A 13,658-nucleotide genomic window follows, 5' to 3' on the forward strand; every position below is an offset into this window, starting at 1 on the left:
GGAGCCGGGACGCGGACGGGCCCCCCGGGCCGGGCTCCTTGTGAGTTCGGTCCCCGGGGGACCGTCAGGGGCGGGTGGCCCGCATACTCGGGGCATGACCGCGTATGACGCCATCGTTCTTGCCGGAGGGGCTGCGAAGCGCCTCGGGGGAGCTGACAAGCCAGGGCTCCGTGTGGGCGGCCGCTCCCTGCTCGACCGGGTGCTCGCTGTCTGTGCCGACGCCGGGTCCACCGTGGTGGTGGGTGGTCGCAGGCCCACCGTGCGTCCGGTCACCTGGACACGCGAAGTGCCCCAGGGCGGCGGACCGTTGGCCGCACTCGGCGCCGGCGTCCGGCACACCGACGCGGAGAGCGTTCTGGTGCTCTCCGCGGATCTGCCGTTCCTGGGGGAGGCGACGGTTCAGTCGTTGCTGGCCGCAGTGGAGCCGGGGGGCCGCGAAGGTGCCCTGTGTACCGACCAGGACGGCCGGGACCAGCCTCTGGTCGCGGTCTACCGGGCCGAGCCGCTGCGCCGTGAACTCGCTCTCATCGCCACCGAACACGGCAGCCTCGCCGGTCTGCCGCTGAGGTTGCTGACGGCGGAACTGGACCTGGCCCGGATCCAGGCCGGTCCACTGTCTTCGTTCGACTGCGACACCTGGGAAGACATTGCTGCCGCGAGGGCGCGAATCAGGGAGCATGGGACTGTGCTGGACGAATGGATCACCGCAGTCAAGAACGAGCTGGGCATCGAACTCGACGTCGACACCGGCGTCCTGCTCGACCTCGCCCGTGATGCCGCGCACGGCGTGGCCCGGCCCGCCGCGCCGCTGACCACCTTCCTGGTGGGGTACGCGGCGGCGATGGCGAGCAGCGGTAAGAGCCCGGAGGCCGCCGCTGAAGCGGTGGCCGAGGCTTCCCGCAAGGCCACCGCCCTCGCGCTCAGGTGGGAGGAGGAAACGGAGGCCGGCAGCGGGCCCGGTCAGCCATGACCTCGCCCGGAGGCGCGGCGCGGGCAGCCGCGGAAGAACGGGCGGCCGAGGGAAGAAGGGCCGCTGAAGAGGAGCGGGCTGTCGAGCAGGCTCTGGCTCTCGTCGGGCGTCAGCCGCCGACCGCGCATCACTCGACGGACCGGCCCGGTGCGACAGCTCCAGCTTCCTCTTCGAACCCGTCGGAGCCGTCGAACCCGTCGGAGCCGTCGAAGCAGGGCACACGCACCAGCCCGGCCCCCGCCCCCGGCACTCCGGACGCGGGTACTTCCCGCCGCCGCCACGGAACCTCGCCGGGTAACGGCTCCCCGTACTCTCCGCACGCCCGCCGAGACGACGCCACCGCGTGGGCCGGGGCGCGTGACCAGGCCGAGCGCCTGGGCCGTACCGCTTCCCTGGCGGCCCACCGGCTGTCCCTCGACCGGGCTCTCGGACATGTCCTGGCCGAGGCTGTTGTCGCGCTCACCGATCTGCCGTCGTTCGACACCTCGGCCATGGACGGCTGGGTCGTCGCGGGGCCGGGGCCCTGGTCCGTACAGGAGGGGGAAGGGCTGCTCGCCGGACACGGGTCCACGGAGCCGCTCCCCGACGGGCAGGCCCTGCGTATCGCCACGGGCGCACGCCTTCCGGCGGATGCCACCGCAGTGATCCGTAGCGAGCACGCACACCACGACGAGGCCAAGCGGCTGCTGCACGCCACCCGCGAGGTCGTTCCGGGCCAGGACATCCGCCCCCGAGGCCAGGAATGCCGGTCCGGCGATGAGCTCCTGCCCGTGGGTACCGTGGTGACTCCGCCCGTTCTCGGGCTGGCGGCAGCCGCTGGGTACGACGCTCTCGTGGCCGTACCCCGGCCCCGTGTGGACATCTTCGTCCTGGGGGACGAACTCCTCACGGCGGGACTTCCGCACGAAGGGCTGATCCGGGACGCGCTCGGCCCCATGCTGGGCCCCTGGCTCCGCGCGCTGGGGGCCGAAGTCGCCGAGCCCCGGCGCCTCGGCGACGACGCCGAGGCGCTGCGCCAGGCCCTCACCTCCTCCGACGCCGATCTGATCCTCACCACGGGTGGGACAGCGGCCGGCCCGCTGGACCATGTCCATCCGGTTCTGGCCGGGATCGGGGCCGAGCTGCTGGTCGACGGGGTGGCTGTGCGTCCCGGCCATCCGATGCTCCTCGCGCGACTCGCGGAGGGCGGCCCCTGCCTGGTGGGCCTGCCCGGAAACCCCCTGGCCGCGGTGTCCGGGCTGCTGACGCTGGCCGAGCCTCTGCTTCGGGGGGCCGCCGGCCGGTCACCCCTGGACCGTTACCACGTGCCCGTCCGCGAGGACGTGCACGGACACCCGCATGACACCCGGCTGATCCCTGTGATCCATCGCGACGACAGCGTGGTCCCCCTCCATTACAACGGCCCTGCCATGCTCCGTGGGATCGCCGCTGCGGACGGGCTGGCCGTGGTGCCGCCCGGCGGGGTACGGTCCGGCACCGAGGTGGAGATCCTCGATCTACCCTGGGCCTCGGCAGCGCCGTGGACGGAAGGGTGTTTCACGTGAAACTTCCCGGCCACGATGCGATGGCCAGGCGGGCGGACGAGCATGTCGTCCCGACGCGGGTGCTCCTGCCCCGCCGAGTCGTCGACAGACCGTTGCGCCAGGTGGCCAAGCGGCTGGCGATGGCCCTCACGGTGCTGGCCATAACGGTCTTCATCGTCTGGGCCGACCGGTCTGGGTACCACGACAACGCCGACAACAAGGTCGACTTCCTCGACGCCGTCTACTACGCGACGGTGACGCTGTCGACGACCGGCTACGGAGACGTCGTCCCGTACAGCGACTCGGCCCGGCTCGTCAACGTGGTGCTGGTGACGCCGTTGCGCGTGCTCTTCCTGATCATCCTGGTCGGCACCACCCTCGAGGTCCTGACGGAACGGACCCGGGAGGACTTCCGGCTGAACCGTTGGAGAACCAACTTGCGTGAACACACCGTGGTCGTCGGCTTCGGCACGAAGGGCCGCTCGGCCATCCAGACGCTCTGCGCCACCGGTCTGAAGAAAGATCAGATCGTGATCGTCGACCCGGCCGGCAAGGTGATCGAAGCGGCCAACGCCGAGGGTTTCGTGGGCGTGCTGGGTGATGCGACGCGCAGCGACGTGCTGTTGCGGGCCGAGGTCCAGAAAGCCCGTCAGATCATCGTCGCCACCCAGCGCGACGACACCGCTGTGCTGGTCACCTTGACCGCGCGTCAGCTGAACAAGGGCGTGAAGATCGTGGCAGCCGTGCGCGAGGAGGAGAACGCGCCGTTGCTGCGGCAGTCCGGCGCCGACGCTGTGATCACCAGCGCGAGCGCGGCGGGCCGCCTGCTGGGACTGTCCGTCCTCAGTCCCAGCGCGGGCACGGTGATGGAGGATCTCATCCAGCAGGGCAGTGGGCTCGATCTCGTCGAACGGCCGGTGATAAAGGCCGAGGTGGGCAAGAACGTCCGGGAGACGGACGACTTGGTGGTCAGCGTCCTGCGTGGCCACCGGCTGCTCGGTTACGACGACCCGGCGGCCAGCCCCCTGCAGCTGACGGACCGGGTGATCACGATCGTACGTGCCTCACCGATCCACACAACGCTGACGAACCATCCGCAGCAGCCCCATCAGCGGCCGTAGGAGCAGGGTCCCGGACGTGGCGCAGGCCGGTCGGCCCCGTCCGGAACCTTGCACGGAGTAGCCTCGCGGCCATGTATGCGATCACGATCCCCGAACCCGGCGGTCCCGAAGCACTCGTATGGGCCGAGGTCCCCGATCCCGTACCAGGCGAGGGCGAAGTTCTCGTCGAGGTCGTGTCCAGTGCGGTCAACCGGGCCGATGTCCTGCAGCGGCAGGGCTTCTACAACCCGCCGCCCGGCGCCTCTCCCTACCCTGGCCTGGAATGCGCGGGCCGCATCGCGGCGCTCGGCCCCGGGGTCACCGGTTGGTCCGTGGGTGACGAGGTGTGCGGGCTGCTCGCGGGCGGCGGATACGCGGAGAAGGTCGCCGTGCCGGCCGGTCAGTTGCTTCCGGTGCCGGACGGAGTGGAGCTGGCCGAGGCCGCGGCCCTGCCCGAGGTGGCGGCGACGGTCTGGTCCAACGTCTTCATGGTGGCCCATCTGCGCCCTGGTGAGACCCTCCTGATCCACGGCGGGTCCAGCGGGATCGGCACGATGGCGATCCAACTCGCCAAGGCCGTCGGCGCGCGCGTCGCGGTGACGGCTGGGGGCCCCGAAAAGCTGGCGCGCTGTCAGGAGCTCGGCGCCGACATCCTCATCGACTACCGCGAGCAGGACTTCGTCGAGGAGCTGCGTACGGCGACGGACGGTGCGGGCGCGGACGTGATCCTCGACATCGTCGGGGCGAAGTATCTGGACCGGAACGTGCGGGCCCTGGCCGTGAACGGCCGTCTCGCCATCATCGGCCTTCAGGGCGGAGCCAAGGGCGAGCTGAACCTGGGCGCCCTGCTGAGCAAGCGGGCCGCCGTGACGGCGACGTCGTTGCGCGCGCGGCCGCTCGCGGAGAAGGCCGCGATCATCGCGGCGGTGCGTGAGCATGTGTGGCCGCTGATCGCCGACGGCGTCGTCCGTCCGGTCGTGGACCGCACGATGCCGATGGCGGACGCGGCGGAGGCCCACCGGCTCATGGAGTCCAGCAGCCACATCGGCAAGATCCTTCTGGCCGCGCCGAAGGCCTGAACGAGCGGGAAAACACCGGGGCCCGGCACACGCGAGGTGTGCCGGGCCCCGGCGCGTACCGCGGTCGGTGGGCTTGAGCGCTGGAGGGACTCAGAGCCAGAGGGACTGATAGCTGCGGGGACTCACCGCCGGAGGGGACTGAAGGGCCTACAGGTACGGGCCGGAGCGCGCCGGTCCGTGCGGATCGACGCCGCCGTCCTCGTCCTCATGGCCCACACCCGGAGGAAGGGCGCGGCGCATCTGCTCCAGCTGCGTGCGGGCCGCCATCTGCTGGGCGAACAGCGCCGTCTGAATGCCGTGGAAGAGCCCTTCCAGCCAGCCCACCAGCTGGGCCTGCGCGATCCGCAGCTCCGCTTCGGAGGGGACGGACTCCTCGGTGAACGGCAGTGAGAGCCGTTCCAGCTCCTCCACGAGCTCCGGCGCCAGACCGTCCTCGAGCTCCTTCACCGAGCTCGCGTGGATCTCCTTGAGCCTGACCCGGCTCGCCTCGTCGAGAGGAGCCGCCCTGACTTCCTCCAGAAGCTGCTTGATCATGCTGCCGATGCGCATGACCTTCGCGGGCTGCTCGACCATGTCCGTCACCGGGATCTCACGCGACTCGTCGCCACCGCCGCCGATAGCCATTCCGTCCTGCCCCACTACGAGGACTTGGGGGTGCTCCTGCGACCGTTCATTCCTCGGCATCTCCATGACGCCATTGTCGCGTACACCTGCCGCACATCACGGTGGTGCCCCCGGAAAGGGATGATCCACCCTCTCCGGGGCACGGGAACAGGCACGGGAACGGGCACGGGGCAGCCCGATGATCTCCCACGGCATCACGATCGGCGTGTACGCGGAGTCCATGGGCTGCGCGCGCATGGCCTGCATCGCCTCGCGCAGGTCGTGCCGTGGGCCACGGGCCATGAAGGGGGAGAGGGGCGGACGGCAGGGTCAGGTGGCGCGTCGCATGCGGAACGCCAGGAAGGCCAGCCCCAGCCCGACCAGGGCGATGCCGCTGCCCAGTGACGCGTCCCGCACGTGCTTCAGACCGGGATCGTCCAGTGCCTGCCGCCGGCGTGCCGACTCACCGGGTTCGGGAAACGCCTCGGGCGGCGGCGTGAACGCCGGCACCTCGGCGGGATCCGGGTCCGGAGGCATCTCGTCCGCCGCCGCCTCGGAGTCCTCGATCTCCAGCGGGGACAGCGACCGCCCCGGCCGCGCCCGGCCCTCCCCGGCCTGCCGTCCGGCGAGGGGTGATTCCTGGGCGGAGGGGCTGACAGCGGGGGAAGGGGCGTCGTCCCTGGCCGCGGTCGTCGACGGCGCCAGGTGCGCCGACCGTGCGCCGTCCCCGTGTGCCCAGGCGGTCGGTCCGAGTGCCAGCCCGGCCGCCATCACCAGGCAGGCGACGCACCGTGACGACCGTGGAGCCCGGAGTCGAGGAGGCATGAGATCAGCGTCACATGCCGGGATGTGTCCGGCATCCCGGGTGCGTCCGGAAACCGCGCCTCGACGCCGCGAGGGATCAGCCCCCGGCGGGACCCGGAGGAGTGGCGCAGCGGATCAGGCCGGGTCGCCCGTCGCGATCCGCAGTTCGAAGTGGGCGCCCTCCTCCGCCACAGCCGCACCCGCGGTCGGGAACTGGTCGATGACCTGGTCCTCGGCGAAGGTGTTGCCCTCCACCTCGATGACCTTGACCGTCCAGCCCGCGGCGGCCGCACAGGACTTCGCGGAGATGATGTCCTTGTAGACGAAGTTCGGCGCCTGGACCTTGGCCGGGTCGTCCGTGTCCTCGGTGGCGTCGGTGCACTTGTCCTCGTCCATCGTCCGGTTCCGCTCCGGAGGCTTGTGCTCGCCGGCGACGGAGGACTCGCTGGTGCTCGGGTCGCCGTTCGTGCCGTTCTCCGAGTCGCCGTTCATGTTCAGGAAGGCGATCAGGCCGCCGATCGCGACCAGCGCGACGACGATCGACCCCACGACGACCGGCATGTTGCGCTGGGAGGAGCCGCCGCCCGTGCCCACCGTGGGCGGCTGCGGGGACATCGCGTACGGAGGCGGGGTCTGCTGCCCCAGGTGCGCCGGGGTCCCGTACGGCTGGGGCGCCTGCGGGTAGCCGTAGCCCGGCGTGGGCGCCGGGGTCGGTACGCCGTAGGGGCCCTGCTGGTGCTGCTGGTGGGGGTGCGGCTGGTACGGCGTCTGCACGCTCTGCGGGGCCGAATTGGTCTGGTCGACGGGCGGGAAGACCGCCGAGCCCACGCCCGAGCCGCTGTTCGCCGGGTTGCCTCCGCCGATGATCACCGGAGCGCCCGCCGTGCCGCTCGCGCTCAGCACCCGCGCGATCTCGTCCTGCATCGCCGCGGCGCTCGGGAAGCGCTCGTTCGGGTTCTTCTTCAGCGCGCGGGCGACCAGGGCGTCCAACGCGGGACTGACCGACCGGTTGATGCTCGACGGGGCGACCGGCTCCTCCTGCACATGCGCGTACGCGATGGCGAGCGGGGAGTCCGCGTCGAACGGGATGCGTCCCGTGAGCAGTTGGAAGAGCATGATGCCGACCGAATACAGGTCGGACCGTGCGTCGACGCCGCGGCCGAGCGCCTGCTCGGGCGAGAGGTACTGCGGGGTCCCGACGACCATGCCGGTCTGGGTCATCGAGGTGACGCCCGACTGCATGGCCCGGGCGATGCCGAAGTCCATCACCTTGACGACGCCGCGCTTGGTCATCATCACGTTGCCCGGCTTGATGTCGCGGTGGACCAGGCCCATCTCGTGGCTGGTCTCCAGGGCGGCGAGCACATCGGACGTCACCTTGAGGGCCTTGTCGGCCGGCATCGCGCCGTACTGCTGGATGTCCGACTGGAGCACCGAGCCGAGCGGCTGCCCCTCGACGTACTCCATGACGATGTACGGCATCAGCGCGCCGCCGAGCTCGTCCTCGCCCGTGTCGAACACCGAGACGATGTTGGTGTGCTGCAGCTTGGCGACGGCCTGCGCCTCACGCCGGAACCGCTCGCGGAAGGACTGCTCGCGCCCCAGCTCCGTGTGCAGCGTCTTGATGGCGACCTGCCGGTCCAGGGCGGAGTCGTACGCGAGGTAGACGGACGCCATGCCGCCTTCGCCGAGCAGGTCGCGCAGCTGGTAGCGGCCACCGGCCACGGAACCGCCCGCGTAGCGCCCCTGTGCGCCGTGTGCGCCGTCGTGGCTCATGACTTGCATCCCCCTCGGCGCCCGACGGACGCGATCATCCCTGTGACGCGCCAAGTCTGCCCGAGGGGTACGACACGTCAAGCCGGGTGCCCGTTCCGTGACCCTACGCACAAGAAGCGTCTCGGAAGCGTTACAGGAAGCGCATGGAATTTGCGTGTACGGCGCGCGAGCCGATTGGATGGCCCGTCACTCTGAAATCCGGCGTGTCGGCCAGAGGCTGTAGCGTGACGTGGCAAATGCAGCAAGGCACCGTGAGAACCCGCGGACGCGCGGACAGATACGACGGCGAGGACTGATGGCACCCGAATCCGAAGCAAACGGCGGCGGAGTTTCGGATGGCACCGACTCCTGGGGTGTCGGCGGTGTGGTCGGAGACGGCCGTTACCGCATGACCCACCGGCTCGGCCGCGGCGGAATGGCCGAGGTCTACGCCGCGGAGGACGTCCGTCTGGGACGGACGGTGGCGGTGAAGCTGCTCCGTTCAGACCTGGCCGAAGACCCGGTCTCCAAGGCGCGTTTCACGCGTGAGGCACAGTCGGTCGCGGGGCTCAACCACCACGCGATCGTCGCCGTGTACGACTCCGGCGAGGACGTCGTGGGCGGGGCGACCGTGCCCTACATCGTCATGGAGCTGGTCGAGGGCCACACGATCCGTGACCTGCTGCTCGAAGCGGAGGCCCCGCCGACCGAGCAGGCGCTGATCATCGTCTCCGGAGTGCTGGAGGCCCTGGCGTACTCCCACCAGCACGGCATCGTGCACCGCGACATCAAGCCGGCGAACGTGATCATCACGCACTCCGGCGCGGTCAAGGTGATGGACTTCGGCATCGCCCGCGCTCTGCACGGCGCACAGTCGACGATGACCCAGACCGGCATGGTCATGGGCACGCCGCAGTACCTCTCCCCCGAGCAGGCGCTCGGCAAGGCGGTCGACCACCGCTCCGACCTGTACGCCACCGGCTGCCTGCTCTACGAACTGCTCGCCCTGCGCCCCCCGTTCACGGGTGAGACGCCGCTCTCCGTCGTCTACCAGCACGTCCAGGACATCCCGGTCCCGCCCTCCCAGGTCGGCGCCGTCCCGCCGGAGCTGGACGGGCTCGTCATGCGCTCCCTCGCGAAGGACCCGGACGACCGGTTCCAGAGCGCCGAGGAGATGCGCGGCCTCGTCCAGTACAGCCTGCAGATGATGCAGGTCCAGGGCGGGCACACGGGCACGTGGAACACCGGCCCGGTCAACGCGCACGACGGCGGTCACACGGCGGCGATGAACATGGGCGCCACGACGGCCATGGGCCACCCCATGCACGGGGACACCTCGCAGGGCCCGATCCTGCCGCCCATGAACCCCGACGACGGGGCGTACGCGGGCGGTCATCGCAACGGCGGCGGCCGCAGCAAGATGTGGCTCTTCGTCCTGCTCGCGCTGATCGCGATCGGCGCGGGCGTCGCGTTCGCCCTCCAGGCGGCGAGCGGCGGCGACGACAACAAGAAGACGCCGGTCTCGCCCTCCACGTCGAGTTCCCCCTCGCCGACCCCGTCCTCGGCCGAGCCGACGGACGAGAAGACGGAAGAGGAGAGCCAGGAGCCGTCCGGTTCCACGGGTGGGCAGCAGTGGCCCAGTGCGGACCCGACGTACGTCCCGCCGCCGCAGCAGCCGACCGAGCCGTCGGAGGAGCCGTCGGACACACCCACCTCGCCGGACCCGGGTACGAGCGACGGCGGCGGCACGACGACGGACGGTGGGACCGGTGACGACGGTGGCACCGCCGACGGCGGCACCGATGACGGCGGCACCGGTGATGACGAGGGAGCGACGACGGACGGAACCACGACGGGCGACCCGGCCAGTTCGGCGGCGGCCGCCGCCGGGGGAAACATGGGCGCCAGCGGATAGTGAGGGCGGGCCCTCACCCCGTGAAGGCCTCACCGACCGCCTCGTACTCGCGCGTCCACCACACCGCCAGGGCCGACACCGCAGGGAACTGCGGGTCGGCCCTGCGGTCGTTCAGGCGGTAGCGCCAGCGCAGTATCCAGAAGTCGTTGAGGCGCTCCCACCACACCCGGTGCACCGCGGCCGCCATCTCGGCCGCCCCAACGCCCGCCGACCGCCGGTAGGCGCGGGCGTACGCCCGCACCTTCTCCAGCTCCAGCTCGCCGTCCGGCCGTACGAAGAAGATCGCCGCCGCCCGTACGGCCTCTTCCGCGCGCGGCTGCACGCCGAGCCGGTCCCAGTCCACGATCGCGACCGGGTCGGCGCCCCGGTAGAGCAGGTTCAGCGGGTGGAAGTCGCCGTGGACCCAGCCCCTGGTGGAGCCCTCGGGGGTGGGCGGGCGGCGGTGCGCGTGCTGTTCCAGCAGGGCGCGGCGTTCGACGAGACGGTGTACGGCGAGCTCGTCGAACGCGTCCCGGGGACCCAGGTGCCGCGCGGCCGTCAGCAGCTCGTCGATCAGTGTGAAGGTATCGGCGGGGTCAGGGCTCTGGCCCCGTACCGGAGGCGGTGGGTCCGCCTCCATGACCTGTTCCAGGCCCATGTGTACGGCTCCGAGGAGCGCCCCGAGCCGGCGTGACTGGGCGGTCGTCAGCTGGGCGCCGTCCCGGTGGAGACCGTCGACCCACCGGTGCAGCGCGTAGCGCTGCCCGTCGATCACGGTGACCGTGTCACCCTGCGTGTCGGCGATGGGCGGGGCCACCGGCACACCGAGGGAGTGCAGCTGCTGGGTCGCCCGGTGCTGCCGGACGATCGTGGCGTGATCGCCACTGGCGTCGTCGAGATGGTGCTTGTCGAGATGGTGCTTGAGGAAGTACGAACCGCGGGTGGTGGACACGCGGTAACCGTGGTTGAGCAGGCCCTTGCTGAGAGGTTCGCAGGCGAGGGGCTCGCCGGCTCCGGGGTAGCGGCGCAGGACCTCGCCGACCGGAGGGACAGGTGGGAGGGTCACAGATGAGCGCGGCACTCGCCACATGTTAGGTGACCCTGCGTGTCTGGTTTTACGGACTTGCGCCGAAGGTCAAAGTGTGCATAAGGGCGAGTTGTGGATCGATCCGGAGATACACCGGATCAAAGGCCTCGCCGTTCACCTCCGTCGGGCCTGGCCCGAAGCGTCCGCGCTGGTAGGAGGCCGGGTGCACGATCTCGACGGGGCCGGTGAACTGCACCGACCAGAGGTCTTCCACGCCGGACGCGTCGCCGGACGCGGGGGAGCTGAAGTTGTCCGCCCCATAGGCGATGACGCTACCGTCGCAGGACTCGTGGAAGCCGAGACCCCGGTGCGTCCGCAGGACGACACGGCCCTCGATCACCAGGTGCCGGGCCACCGCCAGGAAGGGCAGCGCGCGCATGCTCATGGCCAGTCGGCCGTACCGGACACTGCCGAGCAGCTCGATGGCCCGCAGCTTGTCCGCGACCGTGGAAGCGACCGTGGAAGCGGACGTGGCGGAGACGGGAGACCCGGCGGCGGAGGGGGCGGAAGCGGCGGGGGCGGGGGACCCGGCGGGGCCGGAGGAGCAGATACCCGTCGCCGTACCGGAACCGGAGGGGCGGGAAGAGAGCATGCCTCCACTCTCCGCCACGGACAGGAGCGGGGTAAGGGGCCGCCGCCCCCGGCGGGCAGGGCCCAAGGTCCCTGCCCGCCGGATCAGCGCTTTTCGGCCTGCAGCCTCGCCACGTACGCCGCCGCCTGCGCGCGCCGCTCCATGCCCAGCTTGGAGAGCAGGCTGGAGACGTAGTTCTTGATGGTCTTCTCGGCGAGGTGCAGCCGCTCGCCGATCACCCGGTTCGTCAGTCCCTCGCCGATCAGGTCGAGGATCCTGCGCTCCTGGTCGGTCAGCCCGGCGAGACGGTCGTCGCCCTTGCCGTCCTTGCCCTCCCGCAGCCGTTCCAGCACCCGGGCGGTGGCCGCGGGGTCCAGCAGGGACTTGCCGGCCGCCACGTCGCGTACGGCGCTGAGCAGCTCGCTGCCGCGGATGGCCTTCAGCACGTACCCCGAGGCACCCGCCATGATCGCGTCGAACAGGGCCTCGTCATCGGCGTACGACGTGAGCATCAGGCAGTGGATGCTCTCGTCCGCCGAGCGGACCTCGCGGCAGACCTCCACCCCGCTGCCGTCCGGGAGCCGTACGTCCAGGACGGCCACATCGGGCCGGGTCGCCGGGATCCGTGCGAGCGCGTCCGCCGCCGTGCCGGCCTCGCCGACGATCTCGATGTCCTCCTCGGCGGTCAGCAGCTCGTGAACTCCGCGCCGGACGACTTCGTGATCATCGAGCAGGAATACCGTGATTTTTCCTTCTTCGCGCACATTCGCAGTCTCACACACTCCCTTCTCCTCCGCCCTTCCCTGGGACTGACTGCCGGGATAACGTGCCGTTGTTCCGGCCGCCTGCCAGGCCGTTACCGGTGCTGTGACCAGCGGGAGTTCACGATTTTCACGATTTACTTGGAAATCCAAGCAAAAACGCAGGTCACACGGTGTTTCGCAGTTATGCGACGCACTGGGTAACGTGCTTATGACAGGACGCTCGCCGGGGCACCTGTCACGCCTGTTCCGGCCGAGTGGCACCCACCCCGTGCACGGGTCCGGGCACAGGCGAGCCGCACTGGTTCCCGGCCATCCCGGGGGCCGGACCGACGGAGGAGCACGTACGTGACCGTGGAGAGCACTGCCGCGCGTAAACCGCGACGCAGCAGCAAGCGGACCAGCGCCGCCAAGACGCCCGCGAAGAAGGCGGAGGGTTCCGGCCCCCAGCTGGTGCAGCTGCTGACGCCCGAGGGCGAGCGCGTCGAGCACCCGGAGTTCCAGATCGACCTGAGCGCGGACGAGCTCCGCGGTCTCTACCGGGACATGGTCCTGACCCGCCGCTTCGACGCCGAGGCCACCGCGTTGCAGCGCCAGGGCGAGCTGGGTCTGTGGGCCTCACTGCTGGGCCAGGAGGCCGCGCAGATCGGCTCCGGCCGTGCGCTGCGCGACGACGACTACGTCTTCCCGACCTACCGGGAGCACGGCGTGGCCTGGTGCAGGGGTGTCGACCCGACCAATCTGCTCGGGATGTTCCGCGGCGTGAACCACGGCGGCTGGGACCCGAACACCAACAACTTCCACCTCTACACGATCGTCATCGGCTCGCAGACCCTGCACGCCACCGGCTACGCCATGGGCGTCGCCAAGGACGGCGCGGACTCGGCCGTGATCGCGTACTTCGGTGACGGCGCGTCCAGCCAGGGTGATGTCGCGGAGGCCTTCACCTTCTCCGCCGTCTACAACGCTCCCGTCGTGTTCTTCTGCCAGAACAACCAGTGGGCCATCTCCGAGCCGACCGAGAAGCAGATGCGTGTGCCGCTCTACCAGCGCGCGCAGGGCTTCGGCTTCCCCGGTATCCGGGTCGACGGCAACGACGTACTGGCGTGCCTGGCCGTCACCAGGTCCGCGCTCGAGCGTGCCCGCCGGGGTGAGGGGCCGACCCTCGTCGAGGCGTTCACCTACCGGATGGGTGCCCACACCACTTCCGACGACCCGACCAAGTACCGGGCGGACGAGGAGACGGCGGCGTGGGAGGCCAAGGACCCGATCCTGCGGCTGCGCACGTACATGGAGAAGCAGGAGTTCGCCGACGCGGCGTACTTCACCGCGCTGGACGAGGAGAGCGAGGCCCTCGGCAAGCGGGTGCGCGAGGTGGTGCGGACCATGCCGGAACCCGACCGGCTGGCGATCTTCGACCACGTCTACGCCGACGGCAGCCCGCTCGTCGACGAGGAGCGCGCCCAGTTCGCCGCCTACCAGGCATCGTTCGCCGAGGAGGGCAACTAGCC

At 70.6% G+C, this 13,658-nt stretch carries 12 protein-coding genes; 6 read left to right on the top strand and 6 right to left on the bottom strand.

Features of this window, described 5'->3' with window-relative positions; all coding sequences use genetic code 11:
- Positions 1-94 precede the first annotated feature (94 nt).
- The 4 genes from ACFYQ5_RS00810 to ACFYQ5_RS00825 all read left to right on the top strand — a co-directional run bounded on the left by ACFYQ5_RS00810 (position 95) and on the right by ACFYQ5_RS00825 (position 4,672).
- The gene (locus ACFYQ5_RS00810) at positions 95-970 is read left to right on the top strand and encodes an NTP transferase domain-containing protein (RefSeq protein ID WP_389191102.1); all 876 of its coding nucleotides are present in this window, start codon (positions 95-97) and stop codon (positions 968-970) included.
- Positions 967-2,514, top strand: a complete 1,548-nt coding sequence (locus tag ACFYQ5_RS00815; RefSeq protein WP_389191105.1) for a molybdopterin molybdotransferase MoeA — start codon at positions 967-969, stop codon at positions 2,512-2,514. Before ACFYQ5_RS00810 ends, ACFYQ5_RS00815 begins: the two co-directional genes overlap by 4 nt.
- Positions 2,472-3,614 (top strand): potassium channel family protein, encoded by a 1,143-nt coding sequence (locus ACFYQ5_RS00820; RefSeq protein ID WP_389191922.1) that lies wholly within the window; start codon positions 2,472-2,474, stop codon positions 3,612-3,614. The genes ACFYQ5_RS00815 and ACFYQ5_RS00820 overlap by 43 nt, the downstream gene beginning before the upstream one ends.
- Positions 3,615-3,685: 71 nt before the next feature.
- Positions 3,686-4,672 (top strand): NAD(P)H-quinone oxidoreductase, encoded by a 987-nt coding sequence (locus ACFYQ5_RS00825; protein ID WP_389191108.1) that lies wholly within the window; start codon positions 3,686-3,688, stop codon positions 4,670-4,672.
- 147 nt (positions 4,673-4,819) lie between these two features.
- Here ACFYQ5_RS00825 and ACFYQ5_RS00830 read toward each other — a convergent pair whose 3' ends face one another.
- The 3 genes from ACFYQ5_RS00830 to ACFYQ5_RS00840 all read right to left on the bottom strand — a co-directional run bounded on the left by ACFYQ5_RS00830 (position 4,820) and on the right by ACFYQ5_RS00840 (position 7,855).
- Positions 4,820-5,362, bottom strand: coding sequence for a bacterial proteasome activator family protein (locus tag ACFYQ5_RS00830; RefSeq protein WP_389191111.1), 543 nt, complete (start codon positions 5,360-5,362; stop codon positions 4,820-4,822).
- Positions 5,363-5,605: 243 nt separating this feature from the next.
- Positions 5,606-6,100, bottom strand: a complete 495-nt coding sequence (locus ACFYQ5_RS00835) for a hypothetical protein (RefSeq protein WP_389191114.1) — start codon at positions 6,098-6,100, stop codon at positions 5,606-5,608.
- A 114-nt stretch (positions 6,101-6,214) separates the two neighbouring features.
- On the bottom strand, positions 6,215-7,855 hold the full coding sequence (locus tag ACFYQ5_RS00840) for a protein kinase (RefSeq protein ID WP_389191117.1): 1,641 nt from the start codon (positions 7,853-7,855) through the stop codon (positions 6,215-6,217).
- Between the two features lie 295 nt (positions 7,856-8,150).
- On the opposite strand from ACFYQ5_RS00840, the gene ACFYQ5_RS00845 reads away from it, so the two are divergent.
- Positions 8,151-9,749: a protein kinase gene (locus ACFYQ5_RS00845; RefSeq protein ID WP_389191120.1), complete on the top strand. Its 1,599-nt coding sequence runs from the start codon at positions 8,151-8,153 to the stop codon at positions 9,747-9,749.
- 13 nt (positions 9,750-9,762) lie between these two features.
- Here the strand turns inward: ACFYQ5_RS00845 and ACFYQ5_RS00850 are convergent, their stop codons facing one another.
- The 3 genes from ACFYQ5_RS00850 to ACFYQ5_RS00860 form a co-directional block, all read right to left on the bottom strand.
- Positions 9,763-10,818: a phosphotransferase gene (locus ACFYQ5_RS00850; protein WP_389191123.1), complete on the bottom strand. Its 1,056-nt coding sequence runs from the start codon at positions 10,816-10,818 to the stop codon at positions 9,763-9,765.
- 25 nt (positions 10,819-10,843) lie between these two features.
- The gene (locus ACFYQ5_RS00855; protein WP_389191925.1) at positions 10,844-11,248 is read right to left on the bottom strand and encodes a pyridoxamine 5'-phosphate oxidase family protein; all 405 of its coding nucleotides are present in this window, start codon (positions 11,246-11,248) and stop codon (positions 10,844-10,846) included.
- A gap of 242 nt (positions 11,249-11,490) precedes the next feature.
- Positions 11,491-12,150, bottom strand: coding sequence for a response regulator (locus tag ACFYQ5_RS00860; RefSeq protein WP_389191126.1), 660 nt, complete (start codon positions 12,148-12,150; stop codon positions 11,491-11,493).
- 345 nt (positions 12,151-12,495) lie between these two features.
- Between ACFYQ5_RS00860 and pdhA the strand changes: the two genes are divergently transcribed.
- Positions 12,496-13,656, top strand: a complete 1,161-nt coding sequence (pdhA, locus tag ACFYQ5_RS00865; RefSeq protein WP_389191128.1) for a pyruvate dehydrogenase (acetyl-transferring) E1 component subunit alpha — start codon at positions 12,496-12,498, stop codon at positions 13,654-13,656.
- Positions 13,657-13,658 lie beyond the last annotated feature (2 nt).

Origin of the sequence: Streptomyces sp. NPDC005794 (genome assembly GCF_042871445.1) — a bacterium.
GTDB lineage: Bacteria > Actinomycetota > Actinomycetes > Streptomycetales > Streptomycetaceae > Streptomyces.